A 20,987-nucleotide genomic window follows, 5' to 3' on the forward strand; every position below is an offset into this window, starting at 1 on the left:
GCGCGGGGGGCCGAGGCCGGCCTCATGGCGTGGTCTCCTCGGAGATCCGTTCGGCGGCGCGCATGCGGACGGGGGCGGCGCGCGGGTTGTCTTCGATCTCTTGGTCGGTCGCCTTTTCGGCGCCGCGGGTCAGGATCTTGAATTCCGGGCCCATGCCGGGGAGTTCGACCGGCAGGTCCAGCGGAGTGCGGGAGGCTGTGCGCTTGGCGAGTTCGGCCTTGACCACGCGGTCCTCGAGGGACTGGTAGCTCATGACCACGATGCGGCCGCCGGGGGCGAGCGCGTCCAGGGCCGCGGGCATGGCGGCTTCCAGGGATTCCAGTTCGCGGTTCACTTCGACGCGCAGCGCCTGGAAGGTGCGCTTGGCAGGATGGCCGCCGGTGCGGCGGGCGGCGGCGGGGATGGTGGCGTAGAGCAGTTCCACCAGCTGGGCGCTGGTGGCGAACGGCGTTTTCTGGCGCCGGCGCAGCACTTCGGAGGCGATCTTGCCCGCGAAACGCTCCTCGCCGTAGACCTTCAGCACCCGGGCGAGATCACCGTGGCTGTAGGTATTGAGGACATCGGCGGCGGTGGGACCGGTACTCGGATCCATGCGCATATCGAGCGGAGCGTCCACGGAGTAGGCGAAGCCGCGGTCGGCCTCGTCGAGCTGCATGGAGGACACGCCCAGGTCCATGAGAATGGCGCTGACCGAACCCTTCTCGGGTAATCCGGCCTGCTCGAGCGCGGCGGGAATGCCGTCATACCTGGTGTGCACCAGGGTGATCCGGTCCGCGAAAGGGCTTAGTCGCTCACCCGCCAGTCGCAGCGCGTTGGTGTCGCGATCCAGCCCGACCAGGCGGATGTTCGGATAGGTCCGCAGGAAGTATTCGGCATGACCGCCGAGACCGAGTGTGCAGTCGAGATAGACCGCGCCGTCGGAATGCAGTGCGGGGCCGAGGATTTCGTCTGCTCGATGGAGGAGGACCGGAACATGGCGGGGACCGTCACTGTTACGGTGCACCTCGACCTCCCGTATCCTGCCTTCACATTCGTTCGCACGGCCGCATACGGGTCGCTTGCGATTCGGACTCCAAATCGGTGGCGAATGCCCCGTGGTCTCTGACCGAAGCACCGCACCTGGCGTTGGGGAAGTACGTCAGGGTCGGTGTCGGGCAGAGGCCGCAGGGCACTCGCCTCGCTGCGGGCTAGAAGATCCCGCCCAGCGACTCGTCTCGGGCCTGCGAGTAATCCTCCTCGTGCTCGGCGAGGTAGGAATCCCACGCCGTCTTGTCCCATATTTCGAGGAAGTCGACCGATCCGATCACCACGCAGTCCTTCGTCAGGTCCGCGTAGCGGCGGTGCTCGGCCGACAAGACGATCCGGCCTTGGGCGTCCGGACGCTGTTCATCGGTGGAAGCCGCCAAGGCCCGGACGAATGCGCGGGCCTGCGGGTTGCTCCTGGACGCGGCCGCAGCTCTCCGCGCTAACGCGGTGAACTCATCCTTCGGATATACGGCAAGGCTATGGTCCTGACCTTTCGTGACCATCAACCCTCCCGCCAGCTCGTCTCGGAACTTCGCAGGCAACGTGAGTCGCCCTTTGTCGTCCAACCGAGGGGTATAGGTACCGAGAAACAAGCCCCGACACCTCCTACCGGATCACCCTCTCGACTGTTCGGCCTCCTGTAGTGCGCGCTCCACATTACCCCACTTTCCCCCACTTTCAATCGAAAGCAGCGGTGATCTCGGTCCCCGCTTGGCGAACTTCGCAGGTCACACCAGCTATCACCAGGGTGGGGACAATTTCTCGCAGTTCCCCGACACGCGCGGCGCGCGGCGGAGAGCATCCGGAAACAGCCAGCAAACCCGCAGATAGCGCCCATTTCAGGCGTTCGTGGGTGGTTGTGGGGGTTCCGGGTGGGGCGCGGTGGGGAAAGTGGGTGAACTCCGACACGCCGTACACACACCAACCAGAAACGCCGTGGCGCCACACCCGAATTCGGTGTGGCGCCACGGCGTGTCGCGTTCGTTCAGTTAGTTCTTCATGATCGGCCGTCGTGCGCCGCCCGGCGAACCGGACTGCACGGCCGCGCCGCTCAACTCCCGTCTTCGAACCGCTTACGGAAGCGGTCCTCCATTCGGGCGGAGAACCCGCCGGTCTTGCGCTGCTTCCCGCGATGAGGAGCAGGGCCGCTGCCGGGCGCCGCAGAGCCTTCGGCGCTGCGAGCAGCACCCGAACGCATCTTGGGGCCACCCATCAGCAACAGCAGACCGGCGCCGAACATCACCAAGAATCCAATCAGACTGATGATCGGAAAACCGCCCGGCTTCAAAACCGGCGCGGCAATGCCGGCCACCAGCAGGAACAGACCGAGGACGAACATGGCCGCCGCTTGGAGTCTGCGTCGGCCGGTAGCAGAACGTAACCGCCCGCCCCGAACCGTCGAGGCGAACTTCGGATCCTCAGCATAGAGCGCGCTCTCGATCTGTTCGAGCATGCGCTGCTCGTGCTCGGAGAGTGGCACGGTACCTCCCCCGGCACTAGGTAGTGGCGGTCGTCTCCGGGTAGACGACGGATAGCCGGCCTTGGCGGCTGTCTGCCACCAATAATACGAGTTCGATCAGAGCGCTACCACCTACTCGCCGATACTCAGGCCAGCATTCCAGCAACCCACCCTGTACTGGGCTTGACTCGTGATGCCGCTGTGAGCAAATCCTCCACGTCGTGCAGGAATGCGCCTACCCGCGAAGCGAACTCGTCGGCGCGCCGATCATCGATCGGCCGCGGCAATCCGGCCTCCAGTGCCGCGCGGGTCTCCGACTGCCCGGTGAAGTAGTCCGCCCACATCACGAATTCCGGTGCCGCACGCTGCATCAGGACCCAGGCATTGCGGGACCGCGCCCTGGCCGCGCGATCCGCGCCGGTGAGCGCGAGCACCGCGCCCGCACCGCGTAGCGCGGCCAGATAGGCCGTGCGGAAGCGCTCCGACGGGTCCTTCTCCCCTGCGGACTGCATGAGCAGACCGTCGGCGCGGCGCAGTAATTCTCCTGCCCGGCCGGGATGGCTCGGGCGTTCAGTTGTACCGGACATCGGGTACCTCCCCACTCTCACACCCGAATCGGCTGTAGCGGTGGCGCCGGGACCGTCCCGGAGTGTGAGGCCGGGCTCTTGTACCGCGGCGCCCCACGAATCGCATCCACCAGGCATTTCGCCCGTCACAGTGATCGAACAGGTATTCGAAGGATTCTCTTGGGTTTGAATATAAGGAGACCCACCGACAAGTTCGGCCCGCCCGCGGGCATTACTGTCGAATTCATCCGCCCGTGCCAAGGAGAGCTGCGCCCAACCGATGACCGCCGTCACTCCGAACACCACGCCCGCGCCCGTCGTGGTCGACTTCTCGGCCGCCACCCTGCGCGCCCGGCTGCACGACGCCCTCGCGGTCTACGTCGCGGCCATGGACTACCCGCGCGGCACCGAACACCAGCGCGCGCCCATGTGGACCGAACACACCACCCGCCCCGGGTGGCAGTCCGTGGCCGCCGTCCTACCCGATGACGACGGGCAGCTCGACCTGCGCACCGCACCCATCGTCGCCATCGCCTACGGGTATCACGGCGCACCTCACCAGTGGTGGCATCAACAGGTGTACAGCGGCATGCGGCGCACCGGATGGCCCGAATACGCTGCGCGCGACCTGCTCTCGGACTACTTCGAACTCACCGAATTACACGTGCACCCGTCCGCGCAGGGACGCGGCATCGGCGAGATATTACTCACCCGGCTGCTGCAGAACCGGCCCGAGAAGACCGTGCTGCTGTCCACCCCCGAGGTCGACCACGAGGCCAATCGCGCCTGGAAGCTGTACCGGCGGCAGGGGTTCGGCGACGTGGTGCGGCATTTCATCTTCTCCGGCGACACCCGCCGCTTCGCGGTGCTCGGGCGGCGGCTGCCGCTGTGACCGTCGCGATCCTCGGCTCCGGCCACAATGCGCTGGTCGCCGCCTGCTATCTGGCCCGCGCCGGGCACGAAGTCGAAGTACTGGAACGGGATACGGTGCTGGGCGGGGCGGTATCCACCGTCGAACGGTTCCCCGGGCACAAGGTCGACCGCGGCTCGTCCGCGCACATCATGATCCGGCACACCGGGATCATCGAGGAACTCGAACTCGAACGCTTCGGGCTGCGCTATATCGACTGTGACCCTTGGGGTTTCGCACCCGCGCCGCCCGGCACCCACCTACCGCCGATTGTCTTCCACCGGGACGTGGACCGCACCTGCGCCTCCATCGCCGACGCCTGCGGGACCCGCGACGCCGACGCCTACCGGCGATTCGTGCAGGTATGGGGGCCGCGCACGGCCCGCGTCATGCGGTCCTTCGCCGGGCCGCCCGCGCCCGGCCGGCTCATCCGCTCGTTCTGGGGGATGGACGCCGACGGCGGGCCGAGCGCGCTCTCCCGCGAAATGATGCAGAGCGGAGACGCCCTGCTGGACAGCTATTTCGACGACGAACGCCTGAAAGCGGCCCTGGCCTGGTGGGGAGCGCAATCCGGGCCGCCCATGTCCGAACCCGGGTCCGCACCCATGGTCGGCTTCGCGGCGCTCATGCACACGCTGCCGCCCGGACGGGCGGTCGGCGGCAGCGGGGCGCTCACCACCGCGTTACTCGCCCGGCTGGCTTCGGACGGCGGGACCGTCAGCGCCGGGGACGCAGTGGTTTCCGTCGCCGCGGCCGGGAAGGGCTGGCAGGTACGCACCGCGAGCGGGCGAAACCTGTACGCGGACACCGTGATCTCCGGCACCCACATTCTCACCACCCTGAACCTGCTGGAAGCGGGCGGATTCGACGCGGCACGGCTGGCGGACTGGCGGCGGCGCATCCGCGTCGGGCCCGGGATCGGCATGGTGGTGCGCGCCGCCACCAGCGCGCTGCCGCAGTATCCGGGCGCGCCCGCAACGGAATCCGCGAACGGCCTCCAACTGCTGGTCACCGACCGCAGGCAATTGCGGCAGGCGCACGGCGCGGCACTCGCCGGCGAACTGCCGCCACGACCGGTGGTGCTGGCCATGAGCTTCAGCGCCCTGGACCCGAGCATCGCGCCCGCCGGTGAACACCAGCTCTCGCTCTGGGCGCAGTGGCATCCCTACGCACTGGCCGACGGCAGCTCCTGGTCCGGCCACGCCGAACGCGAAGGCGACCGCATCATCGCCGAAGTCGACACCCACGCACCGGGTTTCGCCGACACGATCCTGCACCGCCACGTGCAGACCCCCGCCGACCTGGAACGCGAGATGGGCCTGCTCGGTGGCAATGTCATGCACGTCGAAATGTCCATCGACCAGATGTTCATGTGGCGGCCCCTCCCCGAACTGTCCGGCCAGCGTGTCCCGGGCGCCCCCGGCCTCTACCTCACCGGCGCCTCCACCCACCCGGGCGGCGGCGTCTCCGGCGCCAGCGGGCGCACCGCCGCCCACCTCGTCACCCACGACCTCCGCCGGCGCCGCCTCCCCCTGCTCCGACGTGGCTGACACCGAGCGGCATCCGCCCGCACCGGCCGGAACCGGCAGCGGCGGATGGACGTTCGAGCGCGACAGGTGGCGGGCGGTAGCCGGAACAGGGGCTGCGATGACTCGGACCTGGATCGCGGCGATTCCCGCGGTGCTGCTGATCGCCGTGCAGATCACGTATCCGCTGGCGCACGGGGTGGCGCGGGATCGGGTGACGGTGGCGGTAGTGCTGTTGTCGGCGGGTACGGCGCTGGTGCATGCGGCGGTGACGCGTGGGGGGCGGTGGGCTGCGGGGTTTTTGGTGATCGTGTCGGGGATCGGGTTGGCGGCCGAGGTGGTCGGGACCCGGACGGGGGTGCCGTTCGGTAGCTACGACTATGCGGTCGGGCGGCTGGGGGCGGAGATTTCGGGGGTGCCGGTGGTGGTGCCGCTGGCGTGGACCGGCGGGCTGTATCCGGTGTGGATTGTGGCCGGGCTGTTGAGTTCCAGGGTGGGAGGGCGGGTTCTGCTGACCGCCGTCGGCACGGTCGGGTGGGATCTGTTCCTGGATTCGCAGATGGTGGCGGATGGGCAGTGGACGTGGCGCTCGGGGGTTGCGGGGCTGCCGGGGATCTCGGAGATTCCGGTGACCAACTATGTGGGGTGGTTCGGGGTGTCGGCGGTGATGGCGGCAGCGCTTGCGGTGTGGGATCGGACGGCGGTCGATAACCGGGAGGCGTTGGTGGTGCCGGTGGCGGTGTTCTTGTGGACCTGGCTCGGGTCGGCGCTCGCGCATGCGGTGTTCCTCGGGCTGCCGGTATCGGCGGGGTACGGGTTCGCGGGGCTGGGAGTGCTGGGGATTCCGCTGGTTCTGGGCTTGCGAGCCCGTCGAATCACGCTGCGGCCCGGAGGCCATGGCAACATGTGACGCGTGCAGCCGAGTCCGAGCCTCTCCCCCGCAGCTGAAACGGTCGAATCTCCGCCGGTACGGCGGTTACCGCGCCGATGGGTACGGGTCGTCGCGGCCCTGCTGTTCGCGGGACTCGCCGTCATGCTGACGGGCTGCCTGCGCGTGCAGGTATCTATGGGCGTCTCGTCCAACGACCGGGTGTCGGGGCGCATCATCGCCGCGGCCGTCCCGGCGAACGACAAGGACAAGGGACCGGAACTCAAGGTGCCCGAGCAGCTCTCCGGCAAGGTGCGGGTCGAGCCGTACACGCAGGACGGGTACGTGGGCAGCCAGGTCTACTTCGACGACCTCACCTTCGGCGAGGTACAGCAGCTCGGCGGACTCTCCGACCAAACCGCGGGCCTGTTCAACCTGCAGTTCAACCGATCCGGCGACCTGGTCACGCTGAGCGGGCGCGTCGACCTGAAGAGCCTGCCCGTGCAGGGTTCCGACGTGCAGTTCACCGTCGCCTTCCCGGCGCGCGTGGCCACCACCAACGGCACCCGCGACGGCGACTCCGTGGTCACCTGGAAACTGCCCGCCGGCGACGTCAGCACCCTGCACGCGGAATGCGGCTACTCCGACCCGAATACCCGGTCCTTCGCCGGCTGGGCCGGCATCGTCGGCGGCATCACCCTCGCGGTCGCGGCCGTGGTCGCGGTGCTCGCCTACATGACCCGCAACCCCGATCCGCCGGCCTACGTCCGCGCCGCCCGCTGGATCCGCCCCAAACAAGACACCCGCAGGTGACCCGGGCCCGCATCCGCGACACCGCGGTGCGGGCCGGCACCGCCCTCGCAGTCCTCGGAGCCGCTGTGGCACTGGCCAATCGGCTCGGCCTGCGGCAACTGCGGGCCGGGACGCACGCCGTGACCGAACCCGTCACGATCTGCCTCCCCGCCCGCAACGAAGCCGAACGACTCCCCGACCTCATCGCCGATCTCCGCGCCCAACAGGGCATTCCGCGGCTGCGCGTCGTCATCCTCGACGACGCCTCCACCGACGAAACACCCACCGCCGCGCGCACCGCCATAGCCGGCGACCCGCGATTCACCCTGGCGCGCAACGACATCGACCCGCCACCCGGCTGGACCGGCAAGACCGCCGCCTGCGCCCGGCTCGCGGAACTGACTTTCGGGCCGGACGACACAGCGCGGGGCGCGACAGCCGGCAAAAGTTCGATGGCCGGCGACGGTCCGACGGCCGACGACTGCCCGACGGCCGGTGACAGTCCGACAGCCAGCGACAACCCGACAACCGCCGACAGCCAGACAGCGGGCGACAACCCGACAGCCGGCGACAGTCCCGAGATCATCGTGTTCTTGGATGCGGACATCCGACTGTGCCCCGAGGCCATTGCCGCAGCGGTCGACGAACTGCGGCGCGAGCACGCAGGACTCGTCTGTCCATGGCCGGCCCAACTGGCGGCGACTGTCTCTGAGGCGCTGGTGCAGCCGTTGCTGGCCTGGTCGTGGGCGTCGAGTCTGCCGCTGGCGGTGGGAAATCGGAGTGGACGGCCCTCGATGGCGGTGGCGTGCGGTCAGTTCCTGGTCTTCGACGCGGCCGTCTACCGAGCGATCGGGGGGCACGCGGCGGTGGCCGATCAAGTAGCGGAGGACCTGGCCATCGCGCGGGTACTGCGCCGCGCCGGACACCGAACCCTGCTGGTGGGCAGCGGAAAGCTCGCTCGCACCCGGATGTACCGAAACTCCCGTGAACTGGACGAGGGCTACAGCCGCTGGCTCTGGTCGGCCTACGGCGGCGTCCCGGGCAGCCTGGCGGTTGGCGCGGTCACCGCACTCGCATTCTGGGCGCCACCGGCAGCAATGCTCTTGGGCCGAGGCCGGATTCGACGGCTCGGAGCGGCCGGATACGCCGCAGCGGTGGCGGGACGACTGCTGGCACGGTCGACCGAGACCGGCGGCCGCGTCAGCAGCGCGGATGTGCTTGCGGCGCTCGCACATCCGGTCTCTATCGCGGCCTACCTGCGGCTGTCGGTGCGCTCGCATCGCGCGCACCGCGCCGGCGACCTGACGTGGAAAGGCCGGGCAATCGGCGCGGTTTGCTGACCACACCCGGCACGAAACGCACCTGTGAGCGGTCCCGACCGCCGGAGGCCAACTACCCGGCCGCCGGAAGTGGCGCCCGCAGACCGATTTCGAGCTGTCGACAGCGGCCGCGCCGCCCGCAGCGGCGGCGCGCGCGGCGGGCGGGCCGCCGCTGCGGCGAACGGGTGCGGCAACCAGCGGCGGTTGCCGCGACCGTCAGGCGACGGGGGTGATGCCGACCGTCGGGAAGAAGAAGCAGTTGTTGGCGCCGTTGCGGACTACGCCGAACATGGCGGCGAGGACCGTGCCGGAACCGGTGTCGACGGGGACCGCGCGGACGCCGCCCTTCGGGAGGGCGCCGGCGAAGAATTCGTTGACGGCGGTTTCGACCACCGGGCGGATGGCCGGGGGTACGCCGGGCGGGATCATATTGCTGAGGACCTGGGAGAGGGAGCCCATGGGGGTGAAACCGCTACGGCCGTTGCGGAGATTGACCCAGGCCACCTGCATGCCGCTGGTGTCGGCGCCGTCCGGGTTGAGGCCGTAGGGGACGAAGGCGAACAGGACCTGACCGGCTTTGACGGCCGAAAGGTCAAGGCCGGGAATGGAAACCGCGTAACGCGGCCAGGGGCCGGGGACCGTGCCGGCCACGGCGGGCGCCAGGCCGAAGGAGGTGCCGCCGAGGCAGAAGGGGGCCGCCGTCGGATACAGGAAGGGTTCGACGCCCAAGCGCTGCAAGCCGTCCAAGGTCGCGTTGTAGGCGGCGAACCAGTCCGGGGCGGCGGCATCGGCCGCGCCCATGACGGCCGCCAGGGCGGAGCTCGCATCGGTGCCGAGCGCGGGCGCTGACTGCATGGGTGCGCCAGGAGTCGTGGTCGCCGGAACCGCCGGGGCGGGAACGGCCGGAACCGGAACGGCATTCGCCGGCGCGGCAGTAGCCGGGCCCGCGGTCGCGGTCAGCGCCGCGCAGGCACCGAGCACGCCTGCGACACGGACGAGGTGGTGGAACACGGGCATGAGCGTCTCCCCTCGGGGTCACGGTGAGGGGGACGCTACCCGCTCTACCAGCGGTTACCGGACATTTGCCCCGGCAAGCCGGGGTGAACATCAGGGATGTGGAGAACCAACTTCCGGGCGCTCGGCGCCTGCCACTCAGGGCGCTTCCTGCCTGTTCAGGCGTGGGAGGGGGCAGGCGACATCGTGTAGCCGAGGTTTGCCAATACTTCGCCGGTGGCCTTGGCGAAGTTCAGGGTGATGAAGTGCAGGCACGGCACGCCCTCGTCGATGAGGCGCTGCGCCATCTCGGTCGCGATCTCGATACCCGCCGCGCGGACGGCGGCCCGGTTCTCCTCGGGGCCGTCGCCCGCGGCCTTGCGCAGGCGTTCCAGGACTTTCACGGGCAGTTCCCGGCCCGACAGTTCGACCGCGCGCTCCACCGTGCGCAGCGAGGTGATCGGCATGAGCTCGGGGATGATCGGCTTCGCGCCCTCGACCGGATCGCATTCGAGGACCCGATCCCGCAGGCGCAGGTAGTGCTCCGGATCGAAGAACATCTGGGTGATCGAATACTCCGCGCCCGCACGCAGTTTCGCCACCAGGTGCCGGGTGTCCTGTTCCAGGTCCGTGGACCGCGGATGCCCCTGCGGGAACGAGGCCACGCCCACATGGAAATCGCCCAGATCGCGCACCATGCGCACCAGTTCCTCGGCGTACTCCACACCCTCGGGATGCCTGACCCAGTCCCCCAGCGGATCGCCCGGCGGATCTCCGCGCAGCACCAGCAGATTCCGGATACCCGAATCCGCGTACGCGCCGACGATCGAACGCAGTTCGGCGACACTGTGATCCACGGCCGTCAGATGCGCGACCGTCAGCAGCGTGGTCTCCCGCGCCAGCTGACCCGTCACGCGAATGGTGCGATCGCGGGTGGAACCGCCCGCACCGTAGGTCATGGAGATGAATGCCGGGTGCAACCGCTCGAACTCGCGCGCCGCCCGCCACAGACGCGCCTCACCGGCGGCGTCCCGCGGCGGATTGAACTCCACCGAGAACGGCACCGAACCGTCGGGCCGCGGGCCCAGCTGTTGCGCGATGGACCGAGTTCCGGACACCGGCGATGTGCGGGAAACTCGGCCAGGGGTCGAATATCCCCGTACATTCTCGAAACTCACCGGCTCATTTTAAGGGGCGAGCAGGGCGTTCCGGCCGACACCCTGCGATTCCCCGCCGAGCCCCGGAAAACATCGGCGGGCCGTGCCTGCCCGGCACCCCGCCGACAGCCGCCGCGGCACCGCACGACCGGGCGGGCCGGGGCGCGTCGCGGCTGAGTAGAGTCGGCAGCGAACCCCGCCGCGGCCATTGCGGCTCGCGGTCGGCCGGGTTCGGGACCAGCATGCTCGGCACGTTCTGGACCAGCACGCCTCGCGCATTCTGGACCGGCAGCCGGGCGCGTTCCCGACGCGGCCGCGGCGCGCGGACACGCGAACCCGGTTGCCGAACGCCGATTCCGGGGACACCGACGCGTTGAACGGCGCTGCCGGCGCCGCGCCGGCAGCGCGGCACACACCACAGGAGGCTCCTCTGTCCGCCGGACCCGGTACCCCGACCCGCCCTGCGGCCGGCGCGGGATCGATTGTCGCCGCCGTGGAGGAACGCCTCACCGGATTCTTCGAGACCCGGCGCACGCTGGTCGAACCGCTCGGGCCGGTGTTCGTGGACGCCGCGCGGGCGCTCGAGGACTTCGTCATTCGCGGGGGGAAGCGCACGCGGCCCTCCTTCGCCTGGACCGGATGGCTCGGCGCGGGACGCAGCCCCGAGGATCCGGACGCCGACGCGGTGCTGACCGCGTGCTCGGCGCTGGAACTCGTGCAGGCCTGCGCGCTGGTGCACGACGACATCATCGACTCCTCCCGCACGCGGCGCGGGTTCCCGACCGTGCACGTGGATTTCGAAGGGCGGCACCGGGATCAGCGCTGTTGGGCCGGTGACGCCGGCCACTACGGGATCAGCGTCGCCATCCTCATCGGCGACCTCGCACTGGCCTGGGCCGACGATATGACCCGCGACACCGGGCTACCCGCCGACGCGGCCGCCCGGTTCGCACCCGTGTGGGCGGCCATGCGCACCGAGGTGCTGGGCGGGCAACTGCTCGACATCCACGGCGAATCCGCCGGCGACGAAACCGTCGCGGCCGCACTGCGCATCAACCGGTACAAGACCGCGGCCTACACCATCGAACGTCCCCTGCACATGGGTGCGGCACTGGCCGGCGCGGATCCGCAGCTGATCGCCGCCTACCGCGAATTCGGCACCGATATCGGCATCGCCTTCCAGCTCCGCGACGACCTGCTCGGCGTCTTCGGCGATCCGGCCATCACCGGCAAACCCTCCGGCGACGACCTGCGCGAAGGCAAACGCACCGTCCTCATCGCCGAGGCCCTGCAGCGCGCGGACATCATCGACCCCGCCGCGGCCGCCCTCATCCGCACCAGCCTCGGCACCGACATCACGCCCGCCCGGGTCGCCGAATTGCGGGCCGTCCTCACCGAACTCGGCGCCGTGGACGCCGTCGAACAGCGCATTACCCGCCTCACCGAACAGGCCATGACCGCCCTCGACGCCAGCACCACCACCCCCGACGCCAAACGCCGCCTCCGCTCCATGGCCCTGGCCGCCACCGCCCGCGCCTACTGACCACGGCGCCGGACGAGCTGAAGCTGGAGGATGTTGGCATGAAAACGGTTGCGGGGCCCACTGATCGGGTCGTGGTGGTGGGGGCTGGGCTGTCGGGGCTGGCTGCGGCGCTTCATTTGCGGGGTGCTGGGCGGGAGGTCACGCTGGTCGAGCGGGCCGATCATCCCGGGGGGCGGGTCGGGACTTATCGCGGGGACGATTACGAGATCGATTCCGGGGCAACGATTTTGACGGTGCCGGAGCTCATCGACGAGGCGCTGGCCGCGGTCGGGCAGACGCGGGAGTCCGTCGGGTTGCGAATTCTGGCTATGATGCCGGCTTATCGGGCGCGGTTCGCGGATGAGTCCGTGGTGGATGTCTACTCGGATGCCGAGGAGATGGCGGCGGAGGTCGCGCGGGTGCGGGGTGCCGGTGCGGCGCAACGGTATCGGCGGCTGCGCGGGTGGCTGCGGGGCGTGTACGAGGCCGAGTTCGGGCATTTCATGGACACCAACTTCGATTCGCCACTGGATATGGTGCGGGTTCCGGAGAAGCGCGGCGCGCTCACGAAACTGGTGCGGCTGGGGGCGTTCGGGCGACTCGGGCCCAAGGTGGCGCGGCTCGTGCGGGATGAGCAACTGGCGCGGCTGTTCAGTTTCCAGGCGTTGTTCGCGGGCATGGCTCCGAATCAGGCGCTCGGCGTCTACGGGGCCATCCCTTATATGGACACCTGCCTGGGCGTCTACTACCCCGAGGGCGGTATGCGGGCCATCGCCGAGGCGCTCGCTCGCGCCTTCACCGCGGCAGGCGGGGTGCTGCAGTTGAACACCGAGGTCACCGGGATCGAGTACGCGGGCCGGCGGGCGACCGCCGTGCGCACCTCGGACGGCCGGAGCCTGCCGTGCGATGCGGTCGTGGTGACCGCCGATCTCGGCTCGCTGCCGCGTTTCGGCCTGCGCCGGCGTCGCGGCCTGCGGGCCTCGCCGTCGGCGGTGGTCGCGCACGGCACCGTGCCCGCCGAGGTGGCCGCGACCTGGCCGGTGCAGGCGCATCACACCATCGATTTCGGGCGGGAATGGGACGGCACCTTCCGGGAGATCGCCGCCCGGCGCGGCCGTGGCGCGCTCATGACGGATCCGTCGCTGCTGCTGACGCGGCCCGCGCTCACGGATCCGGCGCTGTACATCGACCGTCCGGAACAGCACATCGATATCGCCGGGCATCTGCACGAGACGCGGCGCTACGAGCCGTTGTCCCTGCTCGCGCCCTGCCCCAATCTGGATGCGGCAGCCTTCGACTGGGACCGTTTGGGCCCCTATTACCTGCGGGAACTGCTGCAGACCTTGGAAGCGCGCGGCTATCAAGGGATTTCGCGGTACTTCCGCGTCGATCACCTGGATACGCCGGGAACCTGGCTCGGCAGGGGCATGCTCGCGGGTACACCGTTCTCGGCCGCGCATCTGTTCCGGCAGACCGGGCCGTTCCGTACCCGGAACCTGGTGCGCGCCCGCGACAATGTCGTTCTCGCAGGTTCGGGCACCGTCCCCGGTGTCGGCGTGCCGACCGTCCTGATTTCGGGAAAACTGGCGGCCACACGGATCACCGGTGATCTACGACATGCCCGAGCCCGCGGCTCCGATACCGGAGCGGTAGCAGCGGCACGCAAGCACTAGACTGACCGGCGTCCTAATCAGACGCGGCAGCCGCCGCCGACTTTCCGGGGGGAACGACCGCCTATGCCGACCCCCGACACGGACGCAGCCACAGCCACGGACGCCCGAGCCACCGCGGACGTCCCATCGAACGACCAGAAGGCCATGCCGAGTCAGAAGGCCATGCCGAGCGACCAGCAGGCGCCGAGTGACCGCAAGGCCACACCGAGCGCCCGCGGACACGCATACGAACGCACCCGCCACATCGTCTCCGGCGGCACGCCGGACCACAGCCGGTGGCGCAACTGGACCGACTTCGCGCGCAGCCCCGAGGGGCATGCCGCGCTGCTCGGGTTCTTCGGTGCACTCCTGATCACCTTCGGCGGCTTCGGCGCCGGCAGCGTGCGCATCAACGATCCGCTGCTGGAGTCTGCGCACCTGTCCTGGCTGCGGTTCGGGCACGGCTACGTGCTGTCCACCGTGTTCGTGTGGATCGGCGTGATCGCCATGATCACCGCGTGGGTGCGGCTCGGGCGCATTGTCATCGGCACCCAGCGGGGCACCTCGGTGACCTTGAACGAACTGCGTGCCATCGTCGGCATCTGGATCTTCCCGCTGTTGTTCGCGGTGCCCATGTTCAGTCGCGACGCCTACTCGTATCTGGCGCAGGGCGCGCTGCTGCGCGACGGCTTCAATCCGTATTCGGTCGGGCCGGTCGTGAATCCCGGTGTGCTGCTGGACAATGTGAGTCCCGTCTGGACCACCACCACCGCGCCCTACGGGCCCATCTTCCTGCTGATGGCGCGCGGTATCACCGCCGTCACCGGCGACAATGTGGTGGCCGGGACCATCGCGCTGCGCTTCGTGATGTTGCCGGGGCTGGCGCTGATGATGTGGGCGGTACCGCATCTGACCAAGCATCTCGGCGGTAAGCCGACCACCGCGTTGTGGCTGGCGGTGCTGAATCCGCTGGTGCTCATCCATCTCATCGGCGGCGTGCACAACGAGATGCTGATGGTCGGACTGATGGCCGCGGGTATCGCGCTGGTGCTCGAGCATCATCATGTGGCGGGCATCATGGTCGTCGCCGTCGGTGTCGGCGTGAAGGCGACCGCGGGGGTGGCGCTGCCATTCCTGGTGTGGATCTGGATGATTCACGAACGGGAACGCCGTGCGGCGCGCAACGAGGGCGCGCTGCCGCATCCGGTGTGGACCTTCGCCAAGATCGCCGGGCTGGGTGTGAGCGTGTTCGCGGCCGTGTTCGTGGTGGCCACCGAGGCGACCGGGCTCGGGCTGCGGCACGGGATCGGCTGGCTGACCGCGCTGTCCGGCTCGAACAAGATCATCAACTGGCTGTCGCTGCCGACCATCATGGCGCACATGACCACCTGGGTAACCCCGCTGCGCCTGGAATCGGTGCTGTCGGTGACCCGCAAACTGTGCGAGATCACGCTGGTGGCGCTGCTGGTGTGGATGTGGTGGCGGTTCAAGAACAGCGAGAAGGAAGCCGTGTTCGGCATTCTCATCGCGTTCGTGGCCATCGTGATCCTGTCGCCGGCCGCGCTGCCCTGGTACTACTCGTGGCCGCTGGCCCTGGCGGCCGGGTTCGCGCTGTCCATCACCACGCTGCAATGGCTGGTGGGGTTGTGTACGTGGCTGATGCTGGTGTTCCAGCCGGACGGGTCGATCGGGTTGTACAGCTTCCCGCATGTGGCGCTGGCGACCTTCGCGGCGATCGTGGCGGCGGTGTCGCTGCGCACCATCGATCCACTCAAGTTGCGCGCCACCCACACTCACCCGCTGACCGGCGGGCCCGCGCAGCCGCTCGACGGCACCACCGCATACGGCGACCCCGCCGGCCCCACGACGGCATGACGTCCCCGCACCTGGAACACGCCTACCGGGACTGCCGCCGCATCGCCGCCGAGCACGGGCGCACCTACTTCCTGGCGACCCGGCTGCTGGAACCGGAACGAAGACCCGCCGTGCACGCGCTGTACGCGTTCGCCCGCATGGTCGACGACATCGTGGACGGGGCCGGGGCCGCCGTGCACGCGGAAGCCTCCGCCACGCAACTGGATCGGATCGAACACGACCTACGCGGCTACCTGGCCGACGCGCCCACCACCTTCTCCACCGCGGCCGAAGAGCGCATCCTGATCGCCCTCGCCGACACCATCCACCGGTATTCCATTGCCCCCGAACACTTCTGGGTGTTCCTGGACTCCATGCGCATGGATATCCCCGGCAGCCCGAACTACCGCGACCGCTACCCCACCATGACCGCCCTCCGCGAGTACATGCGTGGCTCGGCGGCGGCCATCGGCCTGCAACTACTCCCGGTCCTCGGCGCGGTTGTGCCCATCGAAGAGGCCGAACCCGCCGCGGCTGCACTCGGGGAAGCCTTCCAGCTCACCAACTTCCTCCGCGATATCGCCGAGGATCTCGACCGCGGCCGCGTCTACCTGCCGCAGGAGGAACTCGCCGCCTTCGGCGTGAACGACGAACTGCTCACGCACTGCCGCGAATCCGGTCGCACCGACCAGCGGGTCCGGCGCGCCCTCGCCCACCTGATCGCGGTCAACCGCGGCGTATACCGGCTCGCCACACCCGGAATCGACCTGCTCACCCCACGCGTGCGTCCGGCCATCCAGACGGCGGCCACCCTCTACAGCGGCATCCTCGATGAGATCGAACGCACCGACTACGCGGTCTTCACCCGCCGCGCCGTAGTCCCGCAGCACCGCCGGCTCCGCGTCGCCGCCAAGGAATTCGCGCTCTCCCGCCCGATCCGCTGACACCCCGCCGGATCTCGCGCCGCTGCGCGCAATAGAGCGGAACGCGCGGCAGGACAATTACCGAAACTGCCGCTGGGCAGGCCGAATCCGTACCTGAGATCGACGTCGCCAGAAGTGGTGTTGCAAAGGCCCCACCGCGATCAGTGCCGCACCCGGTGCGACGCCGAGTCGATACCCGCGTCGGACGCGGCGGCAACTACTGCGCCGGCGGTGATGGCAACAGCCACGGTGGCCGCGCGTTCTTCCGCCCCGACAGGGTCGATGCCGGGACGGAAGGGTGGCCGATTTCAGAAGGGGTCTGCGGCGGCGCGGCGGATGACCTCGCGGGCCAGGGGGCCGTGGAGGGCGTCGATGGGGCGGCCGGGGAGGGATTCGTCCTCGGTGTAGATCCACTCGAGGATTTCTTCGTCGGTGTATTTGGCGTCGCGCATGACGGTGATCAATCCGGTGACGTGCTTGGCGACCTCACCGGTGGAGTCGAAGAACTCCTTGGGGATTCCGGCGACACCGTCCCGGCGGACGGCGAGGATCTGGTGGTCGCGCAGCATCTGATGCACCCGCGTGACCACCATGCCGAGCTGATCGGCCACGTCGGGCAGCGGGATCAGGGTCACCGAGGCCGGTAGGACGTCTTCGCTGCAAGGAAAGGCACTCACCCGGATAACGGTAGTACGTCGTGGCGCTCCGGTCGCATCACACCCCGGCGCGACTACCATCGGGTGAGCCGCACCGGGCGGTCGCACGAAAATCGGAAGGGTAGCAGTTGATCGGCCAGATGCTGGAAGGGCGCTACCGCATCGACGCGCCGATCGCGCGTGGCGGTATGTCCATGGTGTTCCGGGGAGTTGACACCCGCCTGGACCGACCGGTCGCCATCAAGGTGATGGATCCGAAATTCGCTTCCGATCCACAGTTCCTCACCCGCTTCGAACTCGAGGCCCGCGCCGTCGCCAAGCTGAAACACCCGTCGCTGGTCGCGGTGTACGACCAGGGCGTCGACGGTGAGCATCCGTTCCTCATCATGGAACTCGTCGAGGGCGGCACCCTGCGCGAACTACTGCGCGAACGCGGGCCCATGCCCCCGCACGCCGTGCGCGCCGTCGCCGAACCCGTGCTCTACGCCATCGGCGTGGCGCACGCGAACGGACTCGTGCACCGCGACATCAAACCGGAGAACGTCCTCATCTCCGACAGCGGCGATGTGAAGATCGCCGACTTCGGCCTGGTCCGCGCCGTCGCCGAGGCGAAGATCACCTCCGACAGCGTGATTCTCGGCACCGCCGCCTACCTCTCCCCCGAGCAGGTCACCAGCGGCCACGCCGACGCGCGCAGCGACGTGTACTCCGCGGGCGTGCTCATCTTCGAGATGCTCACCGGCCGCACCCCCTTCACCGGCGACAATTCGCTCTCCATCGCCTTGCAGCGCGTCGAGAAGGACGTGCCCAGCCCGAGCCGGCTGATCAACGGCGTGCCACCGGAATTCGACGAACTCGTCGCGCACGCCACCGCCCGCGAACCCGCGCACCGGTACGCCGACGCCACCCAGATGGCCGGCGACTTGCGGCGCATCGCACGGGAACTGCAGCTACCCGAGTACCGCGTGCCCGCCCCGAAGGAATCGGCCGAACACCTCAGCGCCAAATTCCGGGTCACCCCCGCACCACCCGCCCCGCAGCGGCACGCCGCCCGCCCGGTCCCCGTCGGCGCCACCGACCTCACCACCCGGCTACCCGCCGACGCGCCGACCGTGCATGTGCCGCAGCACAACACCAGAGTCATGACCGCGGCCCGCGAACTACCCACCGAGTACGTGCCCGAATACGCGCCGCCGCCGGGACCACCGGGGACGCCGCCCCACCGCGACGACCTCATCGAGGACCGCGGCAGATCCCGCCGCAAGGTCGCCATCTGGCTCGGCATCGTGCTGATACTGGCCATCCTGCTCGGCATCGGCGGCTGGTGGCTAGGCGTCGGGCGCTATTCCTCGGTCCCGTCCATCGCCGGGCTCGATACCCAGAAAGCCATTGCGACACTGCAGGATTCGGGCTTCAAGACGCAGACCAGAAACAAGGCCTCCGATATGATCCCGGTCGGGAGCGTGGTCGGCACCGATCCGGCCGCGGGCACCAGAGTCGTGAAAGGTTCGACGGTCGCGGTACTCGTCTCCAGCGGCAAACCCACGGTTCCCAACATCACGCCCGGACAGGACGTGAAGACCGTCGAACAGGCCATCAGAGACGCCGGACTGACCCCCAGTGAGGCCGGGGAAGTCAGCAGTACCGCCCCGAAAGGCACTGTCGCCAAGGTGGATCCGGCGCCCGGCACCATCCTCCCCGCCAATGCCATGGTGCAGGTGTACAAGAGCAAGGGCTCGCAGCCGGTGAAGATCCCGGACGTACGCGGCAAGACCGAGGACGAGGCCCGCGCCATCCTGCAACGCGCCGGCCTCACCGTCAGCTCCACCAGAGCCGAATTCAACGACAGGGTCAAAGGCGGCACGGTCATCGGCACCGACCCGGCCGCCGGAAGTTCCGCCCAATCCGGTGACGGGGTCGTCCTGATCACCAACAGCGGAGTCGAGATGCCGAATGTGCTCGGCGCGACAGTCGCCAATGCCCGCGCCAAACTCGAGGCCCTCGGATTACAGGTGAACGTCCGCCAGCTGGTCTCCAATGACGGTTCCGTGGTCGTCTCGCAGAGCACCGCGCCCGGCGGGACAGTCGAAACCGGTTCCACCATCACGATCGTCGCACTGCCCTAACATTCATAGCGCACAGGAAAGCTACGAGCCCGGCCGCCGACGCGGTCCGGGCTCTTTGCACGATGCCAAAGGCGACAACTGATTTCGCGCCGCCCGGGGTAACTCCCCGCGCACGCCGAAATCGGTTCGGCAGCTACCGCCGGCACGGGTGCGAACCGGCTACGGCTCCCGGGCCCGCCCGCTGAAGTCGCGGGGAGGCGGTCAGCGCAGCATCTCCGCGACGAGGAAGGCCAGCTCCAGCGACTGCTGGGTGTTCAGGCGGGGGTCGCAGGCGGTTTCGTAGCGCTCCTCGAGGTTCAGGTCCGAGATGTCCTGCGCGCCACCGAGGCATTCGGTGACGTTCTCACCGGTGAGCTCGATGTGCAGGCCACCCGGGTGGGTGCCCAGCGCGTGATGCACCTCGAAGAAGCCCTGCACCTCGTCGACGATGCGGTCGAAGTGGCGGGTCTTGTAGCCGGTGGACGCCTCGTGCGTGTTGCCGTGCATGGGATCGCACTGCCAGATCACCTGATGGCCGGTGGCCTGCACCTTCTCGATGATCGGGGGCAGCACGTCGCGGACCTTCTGATTGCCCATGCGGGCGACCAGGGTCAAGCGGCCGGGCTCATTGTTCGGGTCGAGCCGCTCGACGTATTCGACCGCCTGGTCCGGCGTGGTGCCGGGGCCGATCTTCAGGCCGATCGGGTTGGCGATCAGCTCGGCCAGCGCGATGTGGGCGCCGTCCAGCTGGCGGGTGCGCTCACCGATCCAGAGGAAATGCGCCGAAAGGTCGTACAGCACCGGGTCACCCGTGACCGGATGCGCGCTCAGGCGCAGCATGGCGCGCTCGTAGTCGAGGACCAGCGCCTCGTGCGAGGCGTACAGGCGGGCGGTGGACAGGTTCGGATCGTTGACGCGGCACGCCTTCATGAACGCCAGCGCGCGATCGATCTCGGCGGCCAGCTGCTCGTAGCGGGCGCCGGCCGGGGACTGCGCGACGAACTCGCGGTTCCAGTCGTGCACCTTGTGCAGATCCGCCATCCCGGCGGAGGTGAGCGCACGCACCAGGTTCATGGCCGCCGACGCGTTCGCGTACGCGCGGACCAGGCGGGACGGATCGTGCTCGCGCAGACCGGCATCCGCGACCAGCGAGTTCACCATGTCACCGCGGTAAGACCTGAGGCCCAGCGAATCGACATCGGCGGAACGCGGTTTCGCGTACTGACCGGCAATGCGCGCCACCTTCACCACGGGCAGGCTCGCACCGTAGGTGAGCACCACCGCCATCTGCAGCAGGGTGCGGATATTGCCGCGGATATGCGGCTCGGTGTTGTCGGCGAATGTCTCCGCGCAGTCACCGCCCTGCATCAGGAAGGCCTCGCCGCGCGCCACCTCCGCCAGACGTAAGCGCAGCTCTTCGACTTCGGCGGGGACACAGATAGGGGGCACGGATTCCAGCACCGTGCGCATATTGGCGGCCTGTTCGGGATCCCAGGACGGCTGCTGCAGCGCGGGGCGCGACAGGGCTTCGTCGAGGCGCCGACGCAGTTCGGCGGGCAGCGGAGGAAGTTCCGGCAGGCGATCGATCGGTACGTCGACGGTCCAGTTCACCCGTTCAGAATACGGATCACCCCACGTGAGTTGGACCACCCCCAGGGC

General features: G+C 69.0%; 18 protein-coding genes. 10 read left to right on the forward strand and 8 right to left on the reverse strand.

Going from position 1 to position 20,987, the window contains the following annotated elements; all coding sequences use genetic code 11:
• Nucleotides 1-22 precede the first annotated feature (22 nt).
• From rsmH to ACIP5Y_RS41715, 4 genes are all read right to left on the reverse strand, one after another.
• Nucleotides 23-1,018 (reverse strand): 16S rRNA (cytosine(1402)-N(4))-methyltransferase RsmH, encoded by a 996-nt coding sequence (gene rsmH, locus ACIP5Y_RS41700; protein ID WP_400358999.1) that lies wholly within the window; start codon nucleotides 1,016-1,018, stop codon nucleotides 23-25.
• A gap of 169 nt (nucleotides 1,019-1,187) precedes the next feature.
• Nucleotides 1,188-1,619: a division/cell wall cluster transcriptional repressor MraZ gene (mraZ, locus tag ACIP5Y_RS41705; RefSeq protein WP_397014122.1), complete on the reverse strand. Its 432-nt coding sequence runs from the start codon at nucleotides 1,617-1,619 to the stop codon at nucleotides 1,188-1,190.
• A 458-nt stretch (nucleotides 1,620-2,077) separates the two neighbouring features.
• Nucleotides 2,078-2,506: a DUF3040 domain-containing protein gene (locus ACIP5Y_RS41710; RefSeq protein WP_400358685.1), complete on the reverse strand. Its 429-nt coding sequence runs from the start codon at nucleotides 2,504-2,506 to the stop codon at nucleotides 2,078-2,080.
• A 125-nt stretch (nucleotides 2,507-2,631) separates the two neighbouring features.
• Entirely contained in the window at nucleotides 2,632-3,072 is a 441-nt protein-coding gene (locus ACIP5Y_RS41715; protein ID WP_400358687.1) for an SAV_6107 family HEPN domain-containing protein, read from the reverse strand.
• Nucleotides 3,073-3,331: 259 nt separating this feature from the next.
• Between ACIP5Y_RS41715 and ACIP5Y_RS41720 the strand changes: the two genes are divergently transcribed.
• The 5 genes from ACIP5Y_RS41720 (at nucleotide 3,332) to ACIP5Y_RS41740 (ending at nucleotide 8,487) form a co-directional block, all read left to right on the forward strand.
• Nucleotides 3,332-3,943: a GNAT family N-acetyltransferase gene (locus ACIP5Y_RS41720; RefSeq protein ID WP_400358689.1), complete on the forward strand. Its 612-nt coding sequence runs from the start codon at nucleotides 3,332-3,334 to the stop codon at nucleotides 3,941-3,943.
• Nucleotides 3,940-5,511, forward strand: a complete 1,572-nt coding sequence (locus ACIP5Y_RS41725; protein WP_400358691.1) for a phytoene desaturase family protein — start codon at nucleotides 3,940-3,942, stop codon at nucleotides 5,509-5,511. The genes ACIP5Y_RS41720 and ACIP5Y_RS41725 overlap by 4 nt, the downstream gene beginning before the upstream one ends.
• Before the next feature lie 97 nt (nucleotides 5,512-5,608).
• Entirely contained in the window at nucleotides 5,609-6,397 is a 789-nt protein-coding gene (locus tag ACIP5Y_RS41730) for a carotenoid biosynthesis protein (RefSeq protein WP_400358692.1), read from the forward strand.
• Nucleotides 6,398-6,520: 123 nt separating this feature from the next.
• Nucleotides 6,521-7,168 carry an LppM family (lipo)protein gene (locus ACIP5Y_RS41735; RefSeq protein WP_400359001.1) on the forward strand — a complete coding sequence of 216 codons (648 nt, stop codon included), beginning with the start codon at nucleotides 6,521-6,523 and terminating at the stop codon, nucleotides 7,166-7,168.
• The gene (locus tag ACIP5Y_RS41740) at nucleotides 7,165-8,487 is read left to right on the forward strand and encodes a glycosyltransferase (protein WP_400358694.1); all 1,323 of its coding nucleotides are present in this window, start codon (nucleotides 7,165-7,167) and stop codon (nucleotides 8,485-8,487) included. Before ACIP5Y_RS41735 ends, ACIP5Y_RS41740 begins: the two co-directional genes overlap by 4 nt.
• A gap of 195 nt (nucleotides 8,488-8,682) precedes the next feature.
• Here the strand turns inward: ACIP5Y_RS41740 and ACIP5Y_RS41745 are convergent, their stop codons facing one another.
• Entirely contained in the window at nucleotides 8,683-9,483 is an 801-nt protein-coding gene (locus ACIP5Y_RS41745) for a hypothetical protein (protein WP_400358696.1), read from the reverse strand.
• 155 nt (nucleotides 9,484-9,638) lie between these two features.
• Nucleotides 9,639-10,577, reverse strand: a complete 939-nt coding sequence (locus ACIP5Y_RS41750) for a methylenetetrahydrofolate reductase (protein WP_400358697.1) — start codon at nucleotides 10,575-10,577, stop codon at nucleotides 9,639-9,641.
• Nucleotides 10,578-10,989: 412 nt separating this feature from the next.
• On the opposite strand from ACIP5Y_RS41750, the gene ACIP5Y_RS41755 reads away from it, so the two are divergent.
• From ACIP5Y_RS41755 to ACIP5Y_RS41770, 4 genes are all read left to right on the forward strand, one after another.
• Nucleotides 10,990-12,159: a polyprenyl synthetase family protein gene (locus ACIP5Y_RS41755; protein ID WP_400359003.1), complete on the forward strand. Its 1,170-nt coding sequence runs from the start codon at nucleotides 10,990-10,992 to the stop codon at nucleotides 12,157-12,159.
• A 17-nt stretch (nucleotides 12,160-12,176) separates the two neighbouring features.
• Nucleotides 12,177-13,811, forward strand: coding sequence for a phytoene desaturase family protein (crtI, locus tag ACIP5Y_RS41760; protein ID WP_400359005.1), 1,635 nt, complete (start codon nucleotides 12,177-12,179; stop codon nucleotides 13,809-13,811).
• Nucleotides 13,812-13,973: 162 nt separating this feature from the next.
• On the forward strand, nucleotides 13,974-15,665 hold the full coding sequence (locus ACIP5Y_RS41765; RefSeq protein ID WP_400359007.1) for an alpha-(1->6)-mannopyranosyltransferase A: 1,692 nt from the start codon (nucleotides 13,974-13,976) through the stop codon (nucleotides 15,663-15,665).
• A complete protein-coding gene (locus ACIP5Y_RS41770) occupies nucleotides 15,662-16,588 on the forward strand; it encodes a phytoene/squalene synthase family protein (RefSeq protein ID WP_400358699.1) in 927 nt (308 codons plus the stop codon). Before ACIP5Y_RS41765 ends, ACIP5Y_RS41770 begins: the two co-directional genes overlap by 4 nt.
• 287 nt (nucleotides 16,589-16,875) lie before the next feature.
• On the opposite strand, the gene ACIP5Y_RS41775 is transcribed toward ACIP5Y_RS41770, so the two are convergent.
• Nucleotides 16,876-17,244 (reverse strand): Rv2175c family DNA-binding protein, encoded by a 369-nt coding sequence (locus ACIP5Y_RS41775; protein ID WP_400358701.1) that lies wholly within the window; start codon nucleotides 17,242-17,244, stop codon nucleotides 16,876-16,878.
• A gap of 107 nt (nucleotides 17,245-17,351) precedes the next feature.
• Here ACIP5Y_RS41775 and pknB point away from each other — a divergent pair, with 107 nt between their 5' ends.
• On the forward strand, nucleotides 17,352-19,349 hold the full coding sequence (pknB, locus tag ACIP5Y_RS41780) for a Stk1 family PASTA domain-containing Ser/Thr kinase (RefSeq protein ID WP_400358703.1): 1,998 nt from the start codon (nucleotides 17,352-17,354) through the stop codon (nucleotides 19,347-19,349).
• Nucleotides 19,350-19,550: 201 nt separating this feature from the next.
• On the opposite strand, the gene ACIP5Y_RS41785 is transcribed toward pknB, so the two are convergent.
• The gene (locus ACIP5Y_RS41785) at nucleotides 19,551-20,939 is read right to left on the reverse strand and encodes a class II 3-deoxy-7-phosphoheptulonate synthase (RefSeq protein WP_400358705.1); all 1,389 of its coding nucleotides are present in this window, start codon (nucleotides 20,937-20,939) and stop codon (nucleotides 19,551-19,553) included.
• Between the last annotated feature and the right edge of the window lie 48 nt (nucleotides 20,940-20,987).

Origin of the sequence: Nocardia sp. NPDC088792 (assembly GCF_044750615.1) — a bacterium.
GTDB lineage: Bacteria > Actinomycetota > Actinomycetes > Mycobacteriales > Mycobacteriaceae > Nocardia.